Here is a 20,658-nt window from a genome sequence, read left to right as displayed (position 1 = left end):
TGGCGCGAGAATCGTTTGCAAACCCGGCGTATTCCGGGGGCTGAACCAGCCGCAAGCGCCGCAAGCGAACTGCGCAGGAATCCCGACCGAAGCCGCGACGCAGACACCGATCCGATGACCACCGGTTTCTTACAGAAAATCTTTGGCAGCCGCAATCAGCGCCTGATCAAGCAATACCAGAAGAAGGTCGCGGCGATCAACGCGCTCGAACCGACGATCGAGCAATACACCGACGAGCAACTGCGCGCAAAAACGGCCGAGTTCCGCGAGCGTGTGGCCAATGGCACGTCGCTCGACGAGCTGCTGCCCGAAGCGTTCGCGGTTTGCCGCGAGGCCAGCAAGCGCGTGCTGAAAATGCGCCACTTCGACGTGCAGCTGATCGGCGGCATGGTGCTGCATTACGGCAAGATCGCTGAAATGCGCACCGGCGAAGGCAAGACGCTCGTCGCCACGCTGCCCGTGTATCTGAATGCGTTGTCAGGGCGCGGCGTGCACGTGGTCACGGTGAACGACTACCTCGCCCAGCGCGACGCCGAGTGGATGGCGCGTCTGTACAACTTCCTCGGGCTGTCCGTCGGCATCAATCTGTCGCAGATGGACCACGCCATGAAGCAGGAGGCGTACGCTTCAGACATCACCTACGGCACGAACAACGAGTTCGGCTTCGACTATCTGCGCGACAACATGGTCTACGAGACCGAGGCGCGCGTGCAGCGCGCGCTGAACTTCGCCGTAGTCGACGAAGTGGACTCGATCCTGATCGACGAAGCGCGCACGCCGCTCATCATCTCGGGCCAGGCCGAAGATCACACCGAGCTCTACGTGCGCATGAACGCGCTGCCGCCGCTGCTCGAGCGCCAGATCGGCGAAGAGAAGGCCGACGGCACGGGCGTCGAAAAGCCGGGCGACTACACGCTCGACGAAAAGGCGCGCCAGGTGTTCCTCACGGAATCGGGCCACGAGAAGGCCGAGCGCCTGCTCGCCGAATGGGGGCTGATCGGCCAGGGCGAGAGCCTCTATGCCGCGCAGAACATCACGCTGATGCACCACGTGTACGCCGCGCTGCGCGCGCACACGCTGTTCTTCAAGGATCAGCACTACGTGGTGCAGAACGGCGAAGTGGTCATCGTCGACGAATTCACGGGCCGCCTGATGTCGGGCCGCCGCTGGTCGGACGGTCTGCACCAGGCCGTGGAAGCGAAGGAGCACGTGAAGATCCAGAGCGAGAACCAGACGCTCGCCTCAATCACGTTCCAGAACTACTTCCGCATGTACGCGAAGCTTTCGGGCATGACCGGCACGGCCGACACCGAGGCGTACGAATTCAACGAGATCTACGGGCTCGAAACGGTCGTGATCCCGACCAATCGCCCGCCCAAGCGGATCGACAAGCAGGACCAGATCTACAAGACCGCGAAGGAGCGCTATGACGCGGTGATCCGCGACATTCGCGAATGCCACGAGCGCGGTCAGCCGGTGCTGGTCGGCACGACCTCGATCGAGAACTCCGAGTTGCTCGCCGACTTGCTCGTGAAGGCCGGTCTGCCGCACGAGGTGCTCAACGCGAAGCAGCACGCACGCGAAGCAGCCATCGTGGCCGAAGCGGGGCGCCCGAAACGCATCACGATCGCCACCAACATGGCGGGCCGCGGCACCGACATCGTGCTGGGCGGCAACGCGGAAAAGCAGGCCGCGTTCATCGAAGCCGACGAAACCATTCCCGCCGACGAAAAAGCGCGCCGCATCCAGCAGCTCCACGACGAGTGGCAGGCGCTGCACGATCAGGTGAAGGCCGCAGGCGGCCTGCACATCATCGGCACCGAGCGCCACGAGTCGCGCCGTATCGACAACCAGTTGCGCGGCCGCGCGGGCCGCCAGGGTGACCCGGGTTCGTCGCGCTTCTATCTGTCGCTCGAAGACCCGCTGCTGCGCATTTTCGCCGGCGACCGCGTGCGCGCGATCATGGACCGTCTCAAGATGCCCGAAGGCGAGGCGATCGAGGCGGGCATCGTGACGCGCTCGATCGAGTCGGCACAGCGCAAGGTCGAAGCGCGCAACTTCGATATCCGCAAGCAGCTGCTCGAATACGACGACGTGTCGAACGACCAGCGCAAGGTGATCTACCAGCAGCGCAACGAGTTGCTCGAAGCGAACGACATCACCGAAACCATCGGCGCGATGCGTCATGGCGTGATCACCGACATCGTGCGCCAGTTCGTGCCGCAGGGCAGCATCGAAGAGCAGTGGGACGTGCCCGAGCTCGAAGAAGTGCTGCGCAACGAGTGGCAGCTCGACCTCGCGATTCAGGAGATGATCAACGAGTCGTCGTCGATCGACGCCGATGAGATTCTCGAAGCCGTGCTCGCCGCCGCCGACGAAGCCTACGAGCAGAAGGTCGCGCTCGTGGGCCGCGAATCGTTCAGCGCGTTCGAGCGCTCGGTCATGCTGCAGACGCTCGACCGCAGCTGGCGCGAGCACCTCGCGGCGCTCGACCACCTGCGCCAGGGCATTCATCTGCGCGGCTATGCGCAGAAGAACCCGAAGCAGGAGTACAAGCGCGAGGCGTTCGAGCTGTTCGCCGCGATGCTCGACGCCGTGAAGACGGAAGTCACGCGCATCGTCATGAACGTGCAGATCCAGTCGCCGCAGCAACTCGAAGAAGCTGCCGAGCAAATCGAAGAGCGTGCCGGTCATCTGGAGAACGTCGAATTCCGCCATGCCGAATTCGCCGAAGCCGACGCGGCGCCCGCGGTCGCCGGGCCCGTGGCGGCGGACGCCGCAGCGGCCATGGTCGGCGCGGCCATGACTCATGCGCACGCCGCCATGCCGGACGGCCAGGACGTGCCGAAGGTCGGCCGCAACGATCCGTGCCCGTGCGGCAGCGGCAAGAAGTACAAGCAGTGCCACGGCAAGATCTCGTGATGGGCGCGGCGGCGCGTGTGCATTTTTTGCACGGCGTGCGCCGCTCGCCGCATGACGCGGTTTGACCGTTGACTCCGGTGGCCCGCGCTTTTTGGCGGGCCTTGTGTTTTGAATCCCGAATGCCGGCCCGGCTGACAGACGCCATGGCCGGCATTGCCATTTCGACAGGTCGCCACCATGGCTGTCAATTTCCCCTCGATCGATCCCGCACAACTTCATCCGGTCGCCGGCGTGACGCTCGGCTGGGCGGAAGCCAATATCCGCAAGCCCAACCGCAAGGACGTATTGGTGATTTCCGTCGATGAAGGCGCGAGCGTCGCGGGCGTGTTCACGCTCAACCGCTTCTGCGCCGCGCCGGTGACGGTCTGCCGCGAACATCTCGCGAAGGTGCGCGCGGGTGACAAGGGGATCAGGGCGCTGGTCATCAACACCGGCAACGCGAACGCCGGCACCGGCGAGCCGGGCCTCGTGAACGCGCGCGAAACTTGCGACGAGCTCGCGCGCCTCGCGGGTATCGAGCCTTCCCAGGTGCTGCCGTTCTCGACCGGCGTGATTCTGGAGCCGCTGCCGATCGAGCGCCTGAAGGCCGGCTTGCCCGCCGCGCTCGCGAACCGCAAGGCCGCGAACTGGTACGACGCCGCTCAGGCAATCATGACGACCGACACGCTGCCGAAGGCCGCGTCGCGCCAGGTCACGATCGACGGCCATACGGTCACGCTCACCGGCATCAGCAAGGGCGCGGGCATGATCAAGCCCAATATGGCGACCATGCTCGGCTTCCTCGCGTTCGACGCGAACGTCGCGCAGCCCGTGCTCGACGAACTCGTGAAGTACGTGGCCGATCGCTCGTTCAACTGCATCACGATCGACGGCGATACATCGACCAACGACTCGTTCATCCTGATCGCCTCGGGCAAGTCGAGCCTGCCCGCGATCACCTCGACGGACTCGCCCGCCTACGGCGCGCTGCGCGAGGCCGTGACCGAAACCGCGCAGACGCTTTCGCAGCTGATCGTGCGCGATGGCGAAGGCGCGACCAAGTTCATGACCGTGCAGGTGGAAGGCGGCAAGGACGTGGCCGAATGCCGCCAGATCGCCTATGCGATCGGCCACTCGCCGCTCGTGAAGACCGCGTTCTACGCATCGGATCCCAATCTGGGCCGCATTCTGGCCGCGATCGGCTATGCGGGGGTGACGGATCTGGATGTCGAAAAGATCGACCTCTACCTCGATGATGTGCTCGTCGCCAGGGCCGGCGGGCGCAACCCCGACTACCGCGAGGAAGATGGCCAGCGCGTGATGAAGAAGAGCGAAATTCTGATTCGCGTGCTGCTTGGCCGGGGCGATGCGCAGGCCACCGTGTGGACCTGTGATCTGTCGCACGACTATGTGAGCATCAACGCCGACTATCGTTCCTGATTCGATTTCCATGGACAAGCTCGAACAGTTTCTGACCCGTGCCGAAGCGCTGCTCGGCCGCCTCGAAGCCGTGCTGCCGCCGACTGCACCCGAAGTCGACTGGAACGCGGCAGTCGCATTTCGCTGGCGCAAGCGCCAGGGGCGTGGATACTTGCAGCCGGTGCCGGCCATCTCGACGATCTCGCTCGACGATCTGCAGAACATTGATCGGCAGAAGGGTCTCATCGACCGCAACACGCGCCAGTTCGTGCAGAAGAAGCCCGCGAACAACGTGCTGCTGACGGGCGCGCGCGGCACCGGCAAGTCGTCCCTCATCAAGGCTTGCCTGAACGCATATGCGCAAGACGGCCTGCGCCTGATCGAAGTCGACAAGGATGATCTGCACGATCTCGGCGATATCGTCGATTTGATCTCGATGCGCCCCGAGCGCTTCATCGTGTTCTGCGACGACCTCTCGTTCGAAGAGGGCGAGTCGGGCTACAAGGCGCTGAAGGTGGCGCTGGATGGCTCCGTGGCCGCCCAGGGCGACAACGTGCTGATCTACGCGACCTCGAACCGCCGCCACTTGCTGCCCGAGTACATGAGCGACAACGAGTCGTACAAGCACATGCCCGACGGCGAGATTCATCCGGGCGAAGTGGTGGAAGAGAAGATCTCGCTTTCCGAGCGCTTCGGCCTGTGGGTGAGCTTCTATCCGTTCAAGCAGGACGACTACCTGACGATCGTTGGCCACTGGCTGCGCCACTTCGGTTGCGGCGACGCCGAAGTCGAATCGGCGCGCGGCGATGCGCTCGTCTGGGCGCTGGAGCGCGGTTCGCGCTCGGGCCGCGTGGCGTGGCAGTTCGCGCGCGACTGGTCGGGCAAGAAGGCGCAAGAAGCATGAGCGATCAGACGAAGGATCCGGCGCGCCCGGTAACGGAGGTTGCCGTGGGCGTGCTGGTGCAACCCGACGGCCGTTATCTGCTGGCCCAGCGTCCCGAAGGCAAGCCTTACGCGGGCTATTGGGAGTTCCCGGGCGGCAAGCTCGAAAAGGGCGAATCCGTCGAGGCCGCGCTTGCGCGCGAACTGCACGAGGAACTGGGTATCGACGTGAAAGCGTGCCATTTGTGGCACACGCTCGAGCACGACTACCCGCACGCTTACGTGCGGCTCTACTTCTGCAAGGTAACGGAGTGGAGCGGCGAGCCGCATGGCCGCGAGGGCCAGGCGTTCGTCTGGCAATCGCTGCCCGCGAGCGTCGAGCCACTCTTGCCGGCGACTATTCCTGTGCTGGAATGGCTGGCGGCCGAGTAAGCCCGCTTCTCCAGTCGACGGCCAGAACGACAAAAGCCGCTGCGCAAACAACGTGCAGCGGCTTTTTTTGCGCCCTGCGCGGGCGCGGCGCTTTCATGAACCTGGCGACGGGGCCCGCCCGGGCTTACTGGCGCGTGTCCGTGGGCGGGGCTTCGTCGTCCGGCGGCGTATCGTCCTCGTTGCCGCCGATCCGGTACTTTTCGGCAGCCCACGCGCCAAGATCGATCTGTTTGCAGCGTTCGGAACAGAACGGGCGGAAGCGGTTTTCCGGCACCCAGCGGACATCTTTGCCGCAGGTCGGGCATTTGACGACAGTGATCATTCGTTAGATGGGCAAGAACAGCAAAAACAGCGCGCTTCACCAAGCGCGCAATTCATTCACAGGCTGCACAGCGTGAGCTGAAACGGCACATCCTGATCAACGGCGCGCGGACGCAAATTGCCGTCCTGCACGGTAAAGCGCACCCAGAGCATGTACTTGTTGGCGCTCGCTTCGGGAATGAAGTGCAATTCCGGTGCCACGCGAACCTGCATCAATTGATACGTGCGGCCGGACAGCATTTGCTGATAGCTGCCTTGCATCGCCATGACCTTCGATGCCTGGCCGGACTCGCGCGCAAGGCGCAGCACGATGCTCGCGGCGTCGCGCAGCGGCAAAAGGGGCGTGACCCACTTGGCGATGTCCTGGCGGCGCTGGTCGGCATGCAATTGCTGCCAGGCGTAATACGAAGGCAGGTCGAACTTGCAGGTGCCGCCCGGAATGATCGCGCGGCTGCGGATGCTGGTGAGCCATTCGTTGTCCGCGAGATGCTGGCCGGTTTTGCCCTGCATCTGTGTGAGGCCCGCGAGTGTTTGCTCGATTTCGCCAAGGACGGCTTCGAGCGCGTTCTGTTCGATGCCGGGATTGCCGCGGAACGGTGCGAGCGTCTGACGTTGCCTTTCGAGTTCCTTCATGAGGTCCGACTTGAGGTCGGCGCGGCCCGCGACTTCCGCGATTTCGAAGAGCGTCGTGAGCGCAACGTGATGTTCCCTCGGATCCTCCTGGGTCAGGAAAAACGTGAAACGCTCGAAGAGATCTTCGAGGCGCAGCAGCGTCCGGATTCGCTCGTTGAAGGGATACTCGTAAAGAATCAAGCGGGCTCGCCTCGGACGTGGTCGGTGAAGGATTGCAGCACATTCTAATGCCGGGAGTCTGTGGTCGCAATCGCGCGCCGTCCGTGCAAGCGCCCGCTCCAGCGCATTTTTCCGACGAATGGGCATGGCTTGAGCCGCGAAACGCCGAGCCCCGCTGCGTTGCGCGACGCGTGCGCTTTGGCGAGTGCTTTTACCCTTCTTTACCCTTCGTTACGCACGCGAAAGTACGAGGTAGCGCTGATGCAGTATTTCGACGTCCTGCGCGAGCGTTTCCAGCGTGGCGCCGTCGTTGACGATTACGTCGTCGGCGGCCGCGAGGCGCGCTTCGCGCGTGGCCTGGCGTGCGATGATCGCGAGCACTTGTTCGCGCGTGAAGCCGTTGCGGTTCATCACGCGCGCGATTTGCGTTTCCACGCTGCAATCCACGGCCAGAACGCGATCGACACGCGTTTTCCAGTTGCCGGACTCGACGAGCAGCGGCACCACCACGATTACATAAGGCCCTTTGGCCTCGCGCGTCTCGCGTTCAGTTTCCGCGCGGATCAGCGGATGCGTAATCGCCTCGAGCCGCTTGCGCGCCGATTCATCGCCGAACACGAGCGCGCGCATGCGTGCTCGGTCCATGGAGCCGTCTGCTGCGACGAATTCGGGGCCGAATTGCGAGGCGATCGAGGGCATCGCGATGCCGTGCGGCGCGGTGATGCGGTGCGCGATTACGTCCGTATCGACCAGCGGCACGCCGCGCGCAGCGAACAGGTCAGCGACGGTGGATTTGCCGCTGCCGATGCCTCCAGTCAAGCCAACCGCAATCATCGATTCATTCCTCTACACAAATACAGCATAAAGCGGCGTGCCCGCAAACAACGTGACGAGTGCGCCGGCGGCGAGATACGGCCCGAAGGGCAGCGGCTCCTCGAAGCGCATGCGTCCGCTCAAGGTGGCGGCGAGGCCCACCACGGCGCCGGTCACCGCGGCGATCACGACGATCTGAGGCAACGCGGCCCAGCCAAGCCAGGCGCCGAGTGCGGCGAGCAGCTTGAAGTCGCCGTGGCCCATGCCGTCGATGCCGCGCAGCAGGCGGAACAGCCAATAGACGCACCAGAGCGCGAGGTAGCCCGCTATCGCGCCAATCACGGCGGCGTGCAGATCGGAGAAGGTCCCGGCAAGATTCACGAGCAGCCCGGCCCAGATGAGCGGCAGGGTGATCGCGTCGGGCAGCAGATGATGTTCGAGGTCGATGGCGCTCGTCGCAACGAGCGACGCGCACAACGCGAATGCAGCAAGTGCCTTGCCCGTGGGGCCAAACGCAAGCAACGCAGAGGCGGCACACGCCGCGCCGGCGAGTTCGATCAGCGGGTAGCGCAGGCTCACGCGTGTGCCGCACTGCGAACAGCGGCCGCGCAGCGCGAGCCAGCTCAGGACGGGGATGTTCTCCCACGCGCGCAACACGTGACCGCAATGCGGGCAAGCGCTGCGTGGCAGCCACAGGTTGTAGCGCGCAGGCAGTCCGTCGTTTGGGTTGCAGTCCATGCAGGGCTCGTCGCTCGCGGATGCCTGGCCGAATGCTTCGGCGGCGTCCGCGCGCCACGCGCGCTCGAGCATGATCGGCAGTCGATGCACGACCACATTCAGGAAGCTGCCGACAACAAGGCCGATCACGATCGCGAAGCCCATCAGTACGCCCGGCGGCAGTGTGCCAAGCGTTGCAGCGAAGGATGCGGTTGAATCGACGGACGCGATCGATGCAAACGGCGCGACAGGCACAGTCGAATCCATCATGGAAGATGAAGGCGCGGCGACGACGGCAGACGAAAGGAGGGCTGGCATGGGCGGAGGACCGTAATCTGGCAGCGATGCTACACCACGTTGCCGAGTTGGATGATGGGAAGATACATCGCGACGACGAGGCCCCCGACCAGCGCGCCAAGCACCACGATCACGAGCGGCTCGCACAGGCTGGCGACGAGCGCGATCTTTTCGTCCACCTGACGGTCTGCGAGCGCGGCCACGTCGAGCAGCATGGCGTCGAGCGCACCCGATTCCTCTGCGACGGCAACGGGCTGGATCACGTCGGCCGGAAAGCAGCCTGCTGAACGCATGGCCGAGGCGAGGCGCTCGCCATGCCGCAGCCGCGCGCTGATACCCCCGCTTGCGTGGTCGAAGAAGGCGTTGCCGCTTGCATGCGCGAGCGAGTCGAAGGCATCGGCTAGCGGCGTGCCTGCGGCAAGCAGCGTGCCAAGCGCACGGCTCCAGCGTGCGGCGCACAGCGTGGTGAGCAGCGCGCCCACGAGCGGCAGGGCGAGCACGATGCGCCCGAACGTGAGGCGCGACGCTTCGGAGCGCCGCAACAGCGCGTGCAGCGCGAAGATGGCGCTGGCGGCACCGATGGCGGCGGGCCCGCTCCCGCGCGCGGCGGCGGCCGAGAGCATCAGCACGAATTGCGTTGGGGCGGGCAGCGCCGCGCCGAAACCGTCGAAGATCTGCTTGAAGGTAGGGACGACCCAGACCAGCAGCGCCGTCGTAATGGCAAGCGCGAGCAGCAGCACCGCGACCGGGTAGGTAAGCGCCGCGCGCACCTTGGCGCGCTGCGTTGCAGCGCGCTCGCGATCGTCGGCAATGCGGGCGAGCACCGCAGCGAGTGCGCCGGAAGCCTCGCCGACGGCAACGAGCTGGCAGTAGAGCGCACCGAACCGGGAAGGGTGTTGCGCGAGCGAGTCGGAAAAGCGCATGCCTGCAGTGATCTCGCGCGCGAGCGCGGCGGCGATGCGGGGCAGGCCGCGCGGCCCCGGCGCCTGGGCGAGCAGTTCGAGTGCGTTTGCGAGCGGCAAGCCGGCGCGCAGCAGGCTGGCGAGCTGACGCGTGAAGCGCGTGATGTCCGCCCGGCTCGCGCGCGGCTGCGGGGCTGGGCCGCGCCGCTCGAGCGCGGTCGCGGTGATGCGCTCGCGCCGGAGCGCGCGCGTGCCGCCGCCGCGTCGAAAGCGATCAACGTGCCGCTTCGCACCGTGCCTGCGGCGTCGAGGCCGCGCCATGCGAAGCGCCAGTCGGACGGCGGCGGTGTGGGCTTCATGATGGAGTGTCCGTTGCGCAGAGCGCTTCGGCGAGGCTTGTCGTGCCGTCGCGCACACGTGCGAGCGCCGCGTCGCGCAGCGTAGCGACGCCTTCCGCGCGAGCCTGGCGCGCGATCTCGTGCGCACTGCGTTGCGCGACGATCAATTCGCGCATGGCAGTGCTGACCGGCATCACCTCATGAATGCCAATGCGTCCCCGGTAGCCGATGCCATGACACGCCTCGCAGCCGCGCGCGACAAAGGGTTGGGCTTCGTTCTGCGTGTCGTCGCCCTGGCTGCAAGCGAGGCCGGCTGCATCAAGCGCCGCCGCCGATTCATCGGCTCTCGCGCGGCATTGCGGACACAGGCGCCGCACGAGCCGCTGTGCCGTGACGAGCCGCAACGCAGCGGCGAGGTTATATGGCTCCACGCCGATGTCGATGAGCCGCGCTACCGCAGCGGGCGCATCGTTGGTATGGAGGGTCGAGAGCACGAGATGCCCGGTCTGTGCTGCCTTGACAGCGACGCTGGCGGTTTCTTCATCGCGAATCTCGCCGATCATGATGACGTCCGGATCCTGGCGCAGCAGCGCGCGCAGCGCCAGTGCGAAGGTGAGCCCGGCCTTCTCGCGCACATTGACCTGATTGATGCCCGCGAGCTGAATTTCCGCAGGATCCTCGACGGAGCAAAGATTGCGCGACGCATTGTTGAGCATCTGGAGAAAGCAATAGAGCGATAGCGTCTTGCCGCTGCCGGTCGGACCCGTGACCAGCACGAGGCCGTGCGGTGCACTGATTGCCGCATCGAGCGTTTGCTGCTGCGTTTTGTCGAGGCCGAGCGCTGCGAGCGAGAGATCGACAGGCAAGGCTTCGAGCCGGCGCAGCACGAGCTTTTCCCCATGCAGCGTAGGCAATGAGTTCACCCGGTAGTCTTCGTGCGCCTGTGTTGCGCCGCGCGGCGCGAGCCGCAGGCGCCCGTCCTGGGGAATGCGGCGCTCGGCGATGTCCATGCGCGCGAGCACCTTGATGCGCGTGACGAACGCGTCACGCAGGTGCGCAGGAGGTCGCGCGGTTTCGTGCAATACGCCATCGATGCGCAGGCGGATGCGCCAGCCGTGTTCTAGCGGCTCCACATGCAGATCGGAGGCGTTGCGCCGTGCGGCTTCGCGCAGCGTTTCGGAGAGCAGGCGCACGGCCGGCGCGTCGTCGGGTGCCGCGGAGGTTTGCATGGTGAAGCCGGCTCGTGCGGTGCCGACAGAGGCCGCGCCATCGGAGGCGAGCGCTGAGCAGACCCGCGCAGTGCCTTGTGCGATGAAACGATCAGGAATGGAAAACATCGGTTGCCGGCCAGAAGCCGCCGTGAGCGAGAGACGGCTTCATCATCGGCTGGCGCAGGAGTGCGCGCCATTCAGCCGAACGGCTAGCGTCCCGGCAGCAGCTTCCTGGCTTTTTTCAGCGCGCCCGCGCCTTTATTCGGCTTCGTGCCCGGTTTGAAGAGCTTGACCGTGCGCACTGCCTGATCGTCGCTGCGCAGCACTTCGAGCTTCACGTCACCGATCTGCACGCACACGTCGCCCTCGGGAATCTCTTCGAGTACTTCGAGGATGAGGCCGTTGAGCGTTTTGGGTCCATCCGTCGGCAGCTTGATATGCAGCCAGCGATTGAGTTCGCGCAGGGGCATGCTGCCCGGCACGATGCACTCGCCCTGATCGTTCCAGCCGCCGCGCCCCGTGCCGCTGCGCGGCATGGTGGTCGTGAACTCGCCGATCAGCTCTTCGATGATGTCCTCGGGCGTGACGAGCCCTTCCATCTCGCCATATTCGTTCACAACGAGCGCGATGCGATGACGGCTTTCCTGGAAGTACTGAAGTTGCTGGAACACGGGCGTGCCGGTCGGCACGAAGTACGGCTCGGCGAGCAGCTCGCGCAGGGTCTCCCGCTCGAAGTCCTGGTTGTGCAGCGCGGCCAGCGTCTTGCGCACGTGCAGCACGCCGAGCACGCGGTCGATGTCGCCTTGATAGACGACGAGCTTGTTGTGATAGCAGGTTTCGAGTTGATGCAGGATGTCTTCGAGCGGCGCGTCGTAGTCGAGTGCCTCGATGCGCCGGCGCGGGATCATCACGTCGTTGACGGTGATGTTCTCCAGATCGAACAGGTTCAGGAGGATGCTGCGGTGCTTGGTGGGCATGAAGCTGCCCGACTCCAGCACGATGGTGCGCAACTCTTCGGTCGACAGCCGCTGCTCGTGCGCTTTGCTCGTGTTGATGTGCAGCACGCGCAGGATGGCGTTCGCGAACATGTTCACGAACCAGATGACCGGCTTGGTCACGCGCATGAGCGGCGCGATCAGCAGGCTCGCCGGCAGCGCGATTTTCTCTGGGAAGGTGGCGCCGACGATCTTCGGCGTGATCTCCGCGAAGACGATGATGAGGAACGCCACGATGCCGGTGGCGACCGAGAGCACGAGATTGTCGTGGCCGAACGTGTGCAGGGCGATCGAGGTGGTCAGGACCGGGATGATGGTGTTAAAGAGGTTATTGCCGATCAGGATGACCGAGAGCAGCAGGTCCGTGCGTGCGAGCAGGTTTTGCGTGGTCTTGGCGCCTAGCGCGCCGTGGTTCGCCAGATATTTCAGCCGATGGCGGTTGAGTGCCATCATCGCCGTTTCGGAGATGGAGAAGAAGCTGGAGCAGATGAGCAGGACGAAAATGGCGCAAATCTGCGCCCATAAAGGGAGGTGGTCCACGCTTCGAGACTGTGAGGGGAGAGGATGGGGAAACTATAGCAGAGGGGTGCCGCTGCACTGGCGCGCCGGGCCCCGCGTTGGCCGTGGGGATAAGGCTTCCGAACGCGGGCCCGAAGTGTGCCTGATCGCGAGCAGGCGTCTTTGTGGCAGACGAAAAAAAAGACCGTGCAACAAGTGCACGGTCTTTTTCTGAAAACTGGTCGGGGTGAGAGGATTCGAACCTCCGGCCTCTACGTCCCGAACGTAGCGCTCTACCAGGCTAAGCTACACCCCGTTTCAATCACCCTTCAAACTTGCTTCGTCTTATTAAGACTGGCGCGTCGTCGAGTAAGAACATAATTCTAGCAGGCTATCTTTGTAAATGGAAGGGGGGAATGACGAAATTGCTGCTGCGGCAGCCTGGGCTTCGGCCTTCGCGCATTGCAGCGTATGGTCGAGCGCGCCCGAACGCGTGATGGCCGCGAAAATTTCGTCGAAGCGCGTCGTGCCGCCTTGCTCGATTGCCTCGCGCGCGAGCGCCGCTTCAGCGGCCGTGCCGTGCTCGATCAACCAGATGAGCGGCAGCGTGGGCTTGCCTTCGCGCAGGTCGTCGCCAGCGTTCTTGCCCATCGATTCCGGAGTGCCGGTGTAGTCGAGCCAGTCGTCCATGATCTGGAACGCCGTGCCGATGCGCCGGCCATATTCGGCAGCGGCTTCTTCCGTGCGCGCATCCGTCCCCGAAAGCACCGCGCCCAGTTGCGCCGCGGCTTCGAAGAGCTTGGCGGTCTTGTAGCGGATCACTTGCATGTAGCGGCCGGTGTCGACGTCGGCGTCATGCATGTTCAGGAGCTGCAGCACCTCGCCTTCGGAGATAATCGTCGTGGCCGCCGAGAGGATCTCCATCACGCGCATTTTGCCCACGCCCACCATCATCTCGAACGAGCGCGAATACAGGTAGTCGCCCACCAGCACGCTGGCGGCGTTGCCGAACAGGGCGTTGGCCGTCTGGCGGCCGCGCCGCAGGTCGGATTCGTCGACGACGTCGTCGTGCAGCAACGTGGCCGTGTGGATGAACTCGACGACAGCCGCGAGCGTATGGCGATGGGCACCACGGTCACCGAGCGCGCCGGCCACGAGCAGCAGCAGGGCCGGACGCAGCCGCTTGCCTCCGGCACCGATGATGTACTCGGAGATCTGGTTGATCAGCATCACCTCGGACGCCAGACTCTGCCGGATGACACGGTTGACCTGCTCCATGTCACTGGCAACGGGCGCGAGCAGGGTGGCTGCGCTGGGGGAATGGGTGGCGGTGGACGACATGATGGCAAATAGAGGTAGTGCCGCGGATTATAAGGCGAATCGGCGCTGCGCCGGACGCTGCCCTGGCGTTTGGCCAGGGTTTCCTCGATGCTTCCCTCTATTCGATCTAGGTCCGGCCGCAGAGACGAGGAGTCAATACCTTTTGACCGTGCGGCTAACTCTATGTATAATCGACAGTTTCTGGGCGCGCAGTGCGTCCGGGATTATTGAAGAGTGAGGTTCTCAATGTACGCGGTCATAAAAACCGGCGGCAAGCAGTACAAGGTTGCCGTTGGCGAAAAACTCAAAGTAGAACAGATACCGGCTGACATTGACGCAGAAATCACGCTCGACCAGGTTCTCGCAGTGGGCGAAGGCGAATCGATTCAGTTCGGTACGCCGCTGGTCAGTGGGGCTTCCGTCAAGGCCACCGTTGTGTCGCACGGTCGTCACGCCAAAGTGACCATCTTCAAGATGCGTCGCCGGAAGCACTACCAGAAGCATGGCGGCCACCGCCAGAACTACACCGAACTGCGCATCGACGCGATCAACGCGTAAGCGCACGCAGGTAAAGGAGCAAACAAATGGCACACAAAAAGGCAGGCGGGTCGTCACGTAACGGCCGCGACTCAGAGTCGAAACGACTTGGCGTCAAGGTGTACGGCGGCCAGGCAATCCTCGCCGGCGGCATCATCGTTCGCCAGCGCGGCACGCGCATGCACCCGGGCCTGAACGTCGGCATCGGCAAGGATCACACGCTCTTCGCGTTGGTCGACGGCCACGTCTCGTTCACGACCAAGGGCGCAATGAACAAGCACACGGTCAACGTCGTCCCGGCAGCGGCCTAAGTACTAGCCGCTCGCAATCGACGCAAGGAAGGCCCCGCGAAGTTTGCGGGGCTTTTTGTTTATGTGCTTGCCCGGGGGCGCGCTCGACCCGGTTCGGCCGGGTTGACCGGTCGCGCTGGCCGTTCGGCCAGGTTGGCCGGTGAGGCCGCCGCGGGCAAAATAACGACATTCACGGGACGGAGTAACTCATGAAGTTCATTGACGAAGCGAAGATCGAAGTCATCGCCGGCGATGGGGGCGATGGCAGCGCGTCGATGCGGCGCGAGAAGTTCGTCCCGTTTGGCGGGCCGGACGGCGGTGACGGCGGGCGAGGCGGCAGCGTCTATGCAATCGCTGACCGCAACATCAATACGCTGATCGACTACCGCTATACGAAAAAGCATCTGGCACGCAACGGCGAAAACGGCCGCGGCTCGGACTGTTATGGCAAGGGCGGCGACGACATCACGCTGCGCATGCCCATCGGCACGACTATCACCGACCTCGACACAGGCGAGCTGATCGCCGACTTGACCGAGCACGACCAGCGCGTGATCGTCGCAAAGGGCGGCGCGGGCGGCCTCGGCAACCTGCATTTCAAGTCGTCCACGAATCGCGCGCCGCGCCAGAAGACCGACGGCAAGCCCGGCGAGCGCCGCATGCTCAAGCTCGAGCTCAAAGTGCTGGCCGACGTAGGCCTGCTCGGCATGCCGAATGCGGGCAAGTCCACGTTCATTTCCTCGGTGTCCAACGCGAAGCCGAAGATCGCCGACTACCCGTTCACCACGCTCGCGCCGAATCTGGGTGTAGTGCGCGTGGGCCCAAGCAAGAGCTTCGTGATCGCCGACATTCCGGGCCTGATCGAAGGCGCCGCCGAGGGCGCGGGCCTTGGCCATCAGTTCCTGCGCCATCTGCAGCGCACCAATCTGCTGCTGCATCTTGTCGATCTCGCACCGTTCGACGAAACCGTCGACCCGGTTGCCGAGGCAAAGGCGATCGTCGAAGAGTTGCGCAAGTACGACGAACTGCTCTATGAGAAGCCGCGCTGGCTCGTGCTGAACAAGCTCGACATGGTGCCCGAGGAAGAGCGCGCGGCGCGCATCGCCGACTTCGTGAAGCGTTTCGAATGGGACGGCCCGGTTTTCGAAATTTCGGCGCTGACTGGGCAGGGTTGTGAGAATCTTTGCTATGCGGTGTATGACTACACCGCAGCGCATTCGGACGCGCGCCGCGCTGCCGAGGCCGAAGACCTCGCTTCCGACGTGCGCTTTCGCGAGGGTCGCCAGGGCGATCAGGGCGCAGCGCAGCCGCAGGAATAAACCGCCGTACCCGCCGGCGCGCAGGCCGCGCCGGCGGCTTCAAGATAACTTCGCGCATCATCAGTCATTTGGGGAGACAGCGCAGCATGCGTTCCGTCATCGCCGATTCCCGGCGTCTGGTAGTGAAAGTCGGTTCGAGCCTGGTCACGAACGATGGTCGTGGGCTCGATCACGCGGCCATCGGCCGCTGGGCCGAGCAAATCGCGGCGTTGCGCGAACAAGGCAAGGAAGTCGTGCTCGTGAGTTCCGGCTCGATCGCCGAAGGCATGCAGCGTCTTGGCTGGACGAAGCGTCCACGCGAAATTGACGAGTTGCAGGCCGCTGCCGCGGTCGGCCAAATGGGGCTCGTGCAAGTCTATGAGAGCCGTTTTGCCGAGCATGGTATCCGCACGGCGCAGATTCTGCTCACGCATGCCGACCTCGCGGACCGCGAACGCTATCTGAACGCGCGTTCCACACTGCTCACGTTGCTGCGCCTCGGCGTGGTGCCGATCATCAATGAGAACGACACCGTGGTCACCGACGAAATCAAGTTCGGCGACAACGACACGCTCGGCGCGCTGGTGGCGAACCTGATCGAAGGCGACGCGCTCATCATTCTCACCGACCAGAGCGGCCTCTATACCGCCGATCCGCGCAAGGATCCGTCCGCCACACTCGTGCAGGAAGCCGATGCGGGCAAGCCGGAGCTCGAGGCGATGGCTGGCGGCGCGGGTTCGAGCATCGGCCGCGGCGGCATGCTCACGAAGATTCTCGCGGCCAAGCGCGCGGCGAACAGCGGGGCGAACACCGTGATCGCGAGCGGGCGCGAGGCCGAAGTGCTGGTGCGGCTGGCCTCGGGCGAGGCGATCGGCACGCAACTCATCGCGCGCACCGCGCGCATGGCCGCGCGCAAGCAATGGATGGCCGATCATCTGCAGGTTCGCGGCCACGTGGTGATCGACGACGGCGCCGTGCAGAAGCTCAAGGCGGACGGCAAGAGTCTTTTGCCCATCGGCGTGGTTGGTGTGCAGGGCGCTTTCGCGCGCGGCGAAGTGATTGCCTGTCTGAATGGCGAGGGCCGGGAAGTCGCGCGCGGCCTCACCAATTACAGCAGCGCCGAAACAAAGCTCATCCAGCGGCATCCGAGCGGCGAGATCGAGAGCGTTCTCGGCTACATGCTCGAGCCGGAGCTCATTCATCGAGACAATCTCGTACTGATCTGAAGGCGCTTGCTCCAGTCCGATGGCTGGGGCGTGCTCGAGATGACAAAAAGCCGCAGCGGTCGTCAACCGTTGCGGCTTTTTTCATGTTCATGGCGAACGGAGGCCTGAGCGGCCCCGGTGTCAGCGCACGAGCGTCGACTGGGTGCGTCCGTAGCGAATGTTCTCGACGATCGTCGACGCCTTCCCGACCGGCATCTTGTTCGCGCAGAAGTAGTCCTGATAAAGCGCCGAGTGATAGGCGTTGAGCGTGCCATTCTCGATGCGCGACCAGTCGTTCGCCACGGTCTGGTCCCAGCCGTTGTGATCGGCGTCCAGGCTCGCGTAGAGGCGCCACTCGTAGGTATCGCAGCGGATCCCTTCGTAGTTGACGTTGCGTGCGCCAGTCGGGCTCGTGATGACGATGGTGTAGCGCACGACGCCGTCGGTGCCCACGGTGAGCGATGCCGGATCGATCGAGAACTTGAGCGGCGTATTGTTCGAGACGACGAAGCCGAGAAGCGGCGTGTTGGCCTGCGGCAGCGCCGGCAGTCCTTCGAGCTTGTTTTCCTGCCAATTGCCTTTGCGATCGAGCAGGTAGACGAAAGCGCTGTCGTCCTTGTTGGAGGGGGTAGAGCTGCCGCAGCCGGCCAGCAGGACGCTGCTTGCGGCCGCGGCGCACACCGCGGCAAGAGCCAATCGTTTCAAATTGATTTCCTTCGATGCACCGGCGCCGCGCGCAGGAATGCGCGGTGCCGGTGTTGCCAGTTCGGGCGTTGAGTACGACGTTGCGAGCGGGTCGTTTTACCTTTGCTCGCCCGGCGCAGGCTCGATCATACTCCCCGCCGTGCCGCAATCGCCTTCGAGCGCCGTGTGGCTGGCGGCGTCGGCCAGCGACGGCTCGAGTTGCACCGCTTCGGCGTGCGCGGACGTGACGATGCGCGGGTAGCGCACCTCGTGGCCGTGCACACCGCCGCCCCGCGCGGGGCGCGGCATGACCGGGCGCCGCAGGAAGCGCGATAGCTCGGTCAGGGCGAGCTGATAGACATCGCGCTTGAACTCGATGACCGCTTCGAGCGGCACCCAGTATTCGTTCCAGCGCCATGCGTCGAACTCGGGATGCTCCGTCGCCCGCAGGCAGATATCGCAATCGCGCCCGACCATGCGAAGCAAAAACCAGATCTGCTTTTGCCCTCGATAATGGCCGCGCACCTCGCGCTTGATGAACTTGTCCGGCACCTCATAACGCAGCCAGTCGCGTGTGCGACCGATAATTTTGACGTGCTCCGGATGCAGCCCGGTTTCTTCGTGCAACTCCCGATACATCGCCTGCATGGGGGTTTCACCATACTTGATGCCCCCTTGCGGAAACTGCCAGGAATGTTCGCGTAACCGTTTGCCCCAAAACACTTCGTTTCGTGCGTTCAAGAGGATGATGCCGACGTTCGGGCGAAACCCCTCACGATCCAGCATACAACCACCTTCGAATCCTTTAAAATTGCTTTGATTATAAACAGATAACGGCCCTTCCGCACCCGATGGCCATTCGCGCCCCAGAACATTGGATCGTTTCGCGAGGCGCGCGCAAACCGTGTTGGCCGCGAGCGCGTCCGGTGTCATCCGCGCGGCGCCCGCGGCCTTGTCATAATGTCGGGTCTGTGAACTCCACCGTTGGACTCTTTCGGGCGGCCTATCGTCGGGCCGCCGCCTTTGGAAAACTCTGAATGAAAGCCTCCCGTTTCTTTATCGGCACCCTGAAGGAAGCGCCGGCTGACGCCGAAGTTGTCAGCCACAAGTTGATGGTCCGCGCGGGCATGATTCGCCGCGTTGCGGGCGGCATCTACAACTACCTGCCGATCGGCCTGCGCTCGATTCGCAAGGTCGAGCAGATCGTGCGCGAGGAAATGAACCGCGCCGGCGCAATCGAGCTGCTCATGCCGGCCGTGCAGCCGGCCGAGCTCTGGCAGGAGTCGGGGCGCTGGGAGCAATACGGGCCGGAACTGCTGCGCTTCAAGGACCGCAAGCAAAGCGATTTCGTCATGGGGCCGACGCACGAGGAGGTCGTCACCGACATCGCGCGTGGCCAGATCAAGAGCTATCGCCAGTTGCCGGTGAACTTCTACCAGGTCCAGACCAAGTTCCGCGACGAAATCCGTCCCCGTTTCGGCGTGATGCGCGGCCGCGAGTTCATCATGAAGGACGCGTATTCGTTCGATAAGGACGTCGACGGCCTGAAGCTTTCGTATCAGAAGATGTATGACGCTTACGTGCGCATCTTCACGCGCCTGGGCCTGCATTTCCGCGCGGTCGCGGCCGACAACGGCTCGATCGGCGGCAGCGGCTCGCACGAATTCCACGTGATCGCGGAAACCGGCGAAGACGACATCGCATACTGCCCGACCTCCGAGTTCGCGGCCAACGTGGAAGCGGCAGAAGCGCTGCCGCTCGTCGCCACGCGCGGCGCGGCTACCGAGCCGCTCACGAAGACCCCGACGCCGGGCGCGGCGAAATGCGAGGCGGTTGCCGAGATGCTCGACATTCCGCTCGAACGCACCATCAAGTCGATCGTGCTCGCGACGGACAACGAAGGCGCCGAACCCACGATCTGGCTGCTGATGCTGCGCGGCGACCACTCGCTCAACGAGATCAAGGCGGGCAAGCTCGAAGGCCTCGCGGGCTTCCGCTTCGCGACCGAAGCCGAGATCGTCGAGTGGTTCGGCACGCCGCCGGGCTACCTCGGGCCGCTCAACACGAAGAAGCCCGTGAAGGTGGTCGCCGACCGGACGGTCGCGAACATGAGCGACTTCGTGGTGGGCACGAACGAAGTCGACTTCCACACCACGGGCGTGAACTGGGGCCGCGATTTGCCGGAGCCGGTCGTCGCCGATATCCGCAACGTGCAGAAGGGCGATCCCTCGCCGGACGGCAAGGGCGTGCTCGACATCTGCCGCGGCATCGAAGTGGGACACGTGTTCCAGCTCGGCACCAAGTACTCCGACGCAATGGGTGCGACCTGCCTCGCCGAAAACGGCAAGCCCGCACCGATGCAGATGGGCTGCTACGGCATCGGCATCACGCGTATTCTGGGCGCGGCGATCGAGCAGAACTTCGACGAGAAGGGCATCATCTGGCCGGAATCGATCGCGCCGTTCCAGGTCGTCGTATGCCCGATGGGCATGGACCGCAGCGAGCTCGTGCGCGAGCACGCCGAGCGCGTCTACGACGAACTGCTCAAGGCCGGCGTGGACGTGATCCTCGACGACCGTGGCGAGCGTCCGGGCGTGATGTTCGCCGACTGGGAGCTGATCGGCGTGCCGCATCGTCTCGTGATCGGCGAGCGTGGCCTGAAGGAAGGCAAGATCGAGTACCAGGGCCGCCGCGACACCGAAGCCACGTTGCTGCCGGCCGAAGAGGCCGCGCAGTCAGTGGTGCAGAAGATCCAGGCCGCACTCGCGGTTTGATGCGCCCCGGTCTGGCGCGACCCGATGTCGAT

General features: G+C 64.3%; 18 protein-coding genes, 1 tRNA gene and 1 pseudogene. 9 read left to right on the top strand and 11 right to left on the bottom strand.

Annotated elements, in window-relative coordinates:
* The first annotated feature begins 114 nt into the window (after positions 1-114).
* The 4 genes from secA to mutT all read left to right on the top strand — a co-directional run bounded on the left by secA (position 115) and on the right by mutT (position 5,634).
* On the top strand, positions 115-2,922 hold the full coding sequence (gene secA, locus P5W98_RS12550) for a preprotein translocase subunit SecA (RefSeq protein ID WP_421024807.1): 2,808 nt from the start codon (positions 115-117) through the stop codon (positions 2,920-2,922).
* Between the two features lie 177 nt (positions 2,923-3,099).
* A complete protein-coding gene (gene argJ, locus P5W98_RS12545; RefSeq protein ID WP_421024806.1) occupies positions 3,100-4,341 on the top strand; it encodes a bifunctional glutamate N-acetyltransferase/amino-acid acetyltransferase ArgJ in 1,242 nt (413 codons plus the stop codon).
* 10 nt (positions 4,342-4,351) lie between these two features.
* A complete protein-coding gene (locus tag P5W98_RS12540; protein WP_421024805.1) occupies positions 4,352-5,224 on the top strand; it encodes an ATP-binding protein in 873 nt (290 codons plus the stop codon).
* Positions 5,221-5,634 (top strand): 8-oxo-dGTP diphosphatase MutT, encoded by a 414-nt coding sequence (gene mutT, locus P5W98_RS12535; protein WP_421024804.1) that lies wholly within the window; start codon positions 5,221-5,223, stop codon positions 5,632-5,634. The genes P5W98_RS12540 and mutT overlap by 4 nt, the downstream gene beginning before the upstream one ends.
* Before the next feature lie 124 nt (positions 5,635-5,758).
* Here mutT and yacG read toward each other — a convergent pair whose 3' ends face one another.
* From yacG to P5W98_RS12490, 9 genes and pseudogenes are all read right to left on the bottom strand, one after another.
* Entirely contained in the window at positions 5,759-5,956 is a 198-nt protein-coding gene (gene yacG / locus P5W98_RS12530) for a DNA gyrase inhibitor YacG (protein WP_035532945.1), read from the bottom strand.
* Positions 5,957-6,012: 56 nt separating this feature from the next.
* Positions 6,013-6,768, bottom strand: coding sequence for a cell division protein ZapD (gene zapD / locus P5W98_RS12525; protein WP_421024803.1), 756 nt, complete (start codon positions 6,766-6,768; stop codon positions 6,013-6,015).
* Between the two features lie 210 nt (positions 6,769-6,978).
* Complete coding sequence (gene coaE / locus P5W98_RS12520; protein WP_421024802.1) at positions 6,979-7,581, bottom strand: dephospho-CoA kinase; 603 nt, start codon at positions 7,579-7,581, stop codon at positions 6,979-6,981.
* A 12-nt stretch (positions 7,582-7,593) separates the two neighbouring features.
* Complete coding sequence (locus tag P5W98_RS12515) at positions 7,594-8,544, bottom strand: prepilin peptidase (protein WP_421025274.1); 951 nt, start codon at positions 8,542-8,544, stop codon at positions 7,594-7,596.
* 80 nt (positions 8,545-8,624) lie between these two features.
* A pseudogene (locus P5W98_RS12510) lies at positions 8,625-9,835 on the bottom strand (type II secretion system F family protein).
* A complete protein-coding gene (locus tag P5W98_RS12505; protein WP_421024800.1) occupies positions 9,832-11,043 on the bottom strand; it encodes a GspE/PulE family protein in 1,212 nt (403 codons plus the stop codon). Before P5W98_RS12505 ends, P5W98_RS12510 begins: the two are co-directional and overlap by 4 nt.
* 191 nt (positions 11,044-11,234) lie before the next feature.
* Positions 11,235-12,560, bottom strand: a complete 1,326-nt coding sequence (locus P5W98_RS12500; protein WP_421024799.1) for an HlyC/CorC family transporter — start codon at positions 12,558-12,560, stop codon at positions 11,235-11,237.
* Positions 12,561-12,757: 197 nt separating this feature from the next.
* Positions 12,758-12,834, bottom strand: a tRNA-Pro gene (locus tag P5W98_RS12495).
* A gap of 32 nt (positions 12,835-12,866) precedes the next feature.
* Positions 12,867-13,859: a polyprenyl synthetase family protein gene (locus P5W98_RS12490; RefSeq protein ID WP_421024798.1), complete on the bottom strand. Its 993-nt coding sequence runs from the start codon at positions 13,857-13,859 to the stop codon at positions 12,867-12,869.
* Between the two features lie 225 nt (positions 13,860-14,084).
* Between P5W98_RS12490 and rplU the strand changes: the two genes are divergently transcribed.
* The 4 genes from rplU to proB all read left to right on the top strand — a co-directional run bounded on the left by rplU (position 14,085) and on the right by proB (position 17,189).
* On the top strand, positions 14,085-14,396 hold the full coding sequence (gene rplU, locus P5W98_RS12485) for a 50S ribosomal protein L21 (RefSeq protein ID WP_004194344.1): 312 nt from the start codon (positions 14,085-14,087) through the stop codon (positions 14,394-14,396).
* Between the two features lie 26 nt (positions 14,397-14,422).
* On the top strand, positions 14,423-14,686 hold the full coding sequence (rpmA, locus tag P5W98_RS12480; protein ID WP_035532959.1) for a 50S ribosomal protein L27: 264 nt from the start codon (positions 14,423-14,425) through the stop codon (positions 14,684-14,686).
* Positions 14,687-14,874: 188 nt separating this feature from the next.
* Positions 14,875-15,984 carry an Obg family GTPase CgtA gene (cgtA, locus tag P5W98_RS12475; protein ID WP_421024797.1) on the top strand — a complete coding sequence of 370 codons (1,110 nt, stop codon included), beginning with the start codon at positions 14,875-14,877 and terminating at the stop codon, positions 15,982-15,984.
* Between the two features lie 86 nt (positions 15,985-16,070).
* Positions 16,071-17,189, top strand: a complete 1,119-nt coding sequence (gene proB, locus P5W98_RS12470) for a glutamate 5-kinase (protein ID WP_421024796.1) — start codon at positions 16,071-16,073, stop codon at positions 17,187-17,189.
* Between the two features lie 120 nt (positions 17,190-17,309).
* Here proB and P5W98_RS12465 read toward each other — a convergent pair whose 3' ends face one another.
* Positions 17,310-17,873 carry a CNP1-like family protein gene (locus P5W98_RS12465; RefSeq protein ID WP_421024795.1) on the bottom strand — a complete coding sequence of 188 codons (564 nt, stop codon included), beginning with the start codon at positions 17,871-17,873 and terminating at the stop codon, positions 17,310-17,312.
* A 96-nt stretch (positions 17,874-17,969) separates the two neighbouring features.
* The gene (locus tag P5W98_RS12460; RefSeq protein WP_421025273.1) at positions 17,970-18,638 is read right to left on the bottom strand and encodes an RNA pyrophosphohydrolase; all 669 of its coding nucleotides are present in this window, start codon (positions 18,636-18,638) and stop codon (positions 17,970-17,972) included.
* 251 nt (positions 18,639-18,889) lie between these two features.
* Between P5W98_RS12460 and P5W98_RS12455 the strand changes: the two genes are divergently transcribed.
* Positions 18,890-20,626 (top strand): proline--tRNA ligase, encoded by a 1,737-nt coding sequence (locus P5W98_RS12455; protein WP_421024794.1) that lies wholly within the window; start codon positions 18,890-18,892, stop codon positions 20,624-20,626.
* Positions 20,627-20,658: the final 32 nt, after the last annotated feature.

This window comes from Paraburkholderia sp. A1BS-2L, assembly GCF_051125205.1.
Taxonomy (GTDB): Bacteria; Pseudomonadota; Gammaproteobacteria; order Burkholderiales; family Burkholderiaceae; genus Paraburkholderia.
The sequence above is the reverse complement of the archived record's forward strand: the minus strand, read 5'-3'. Positions and strand labels throughout refer to the sequence as shown.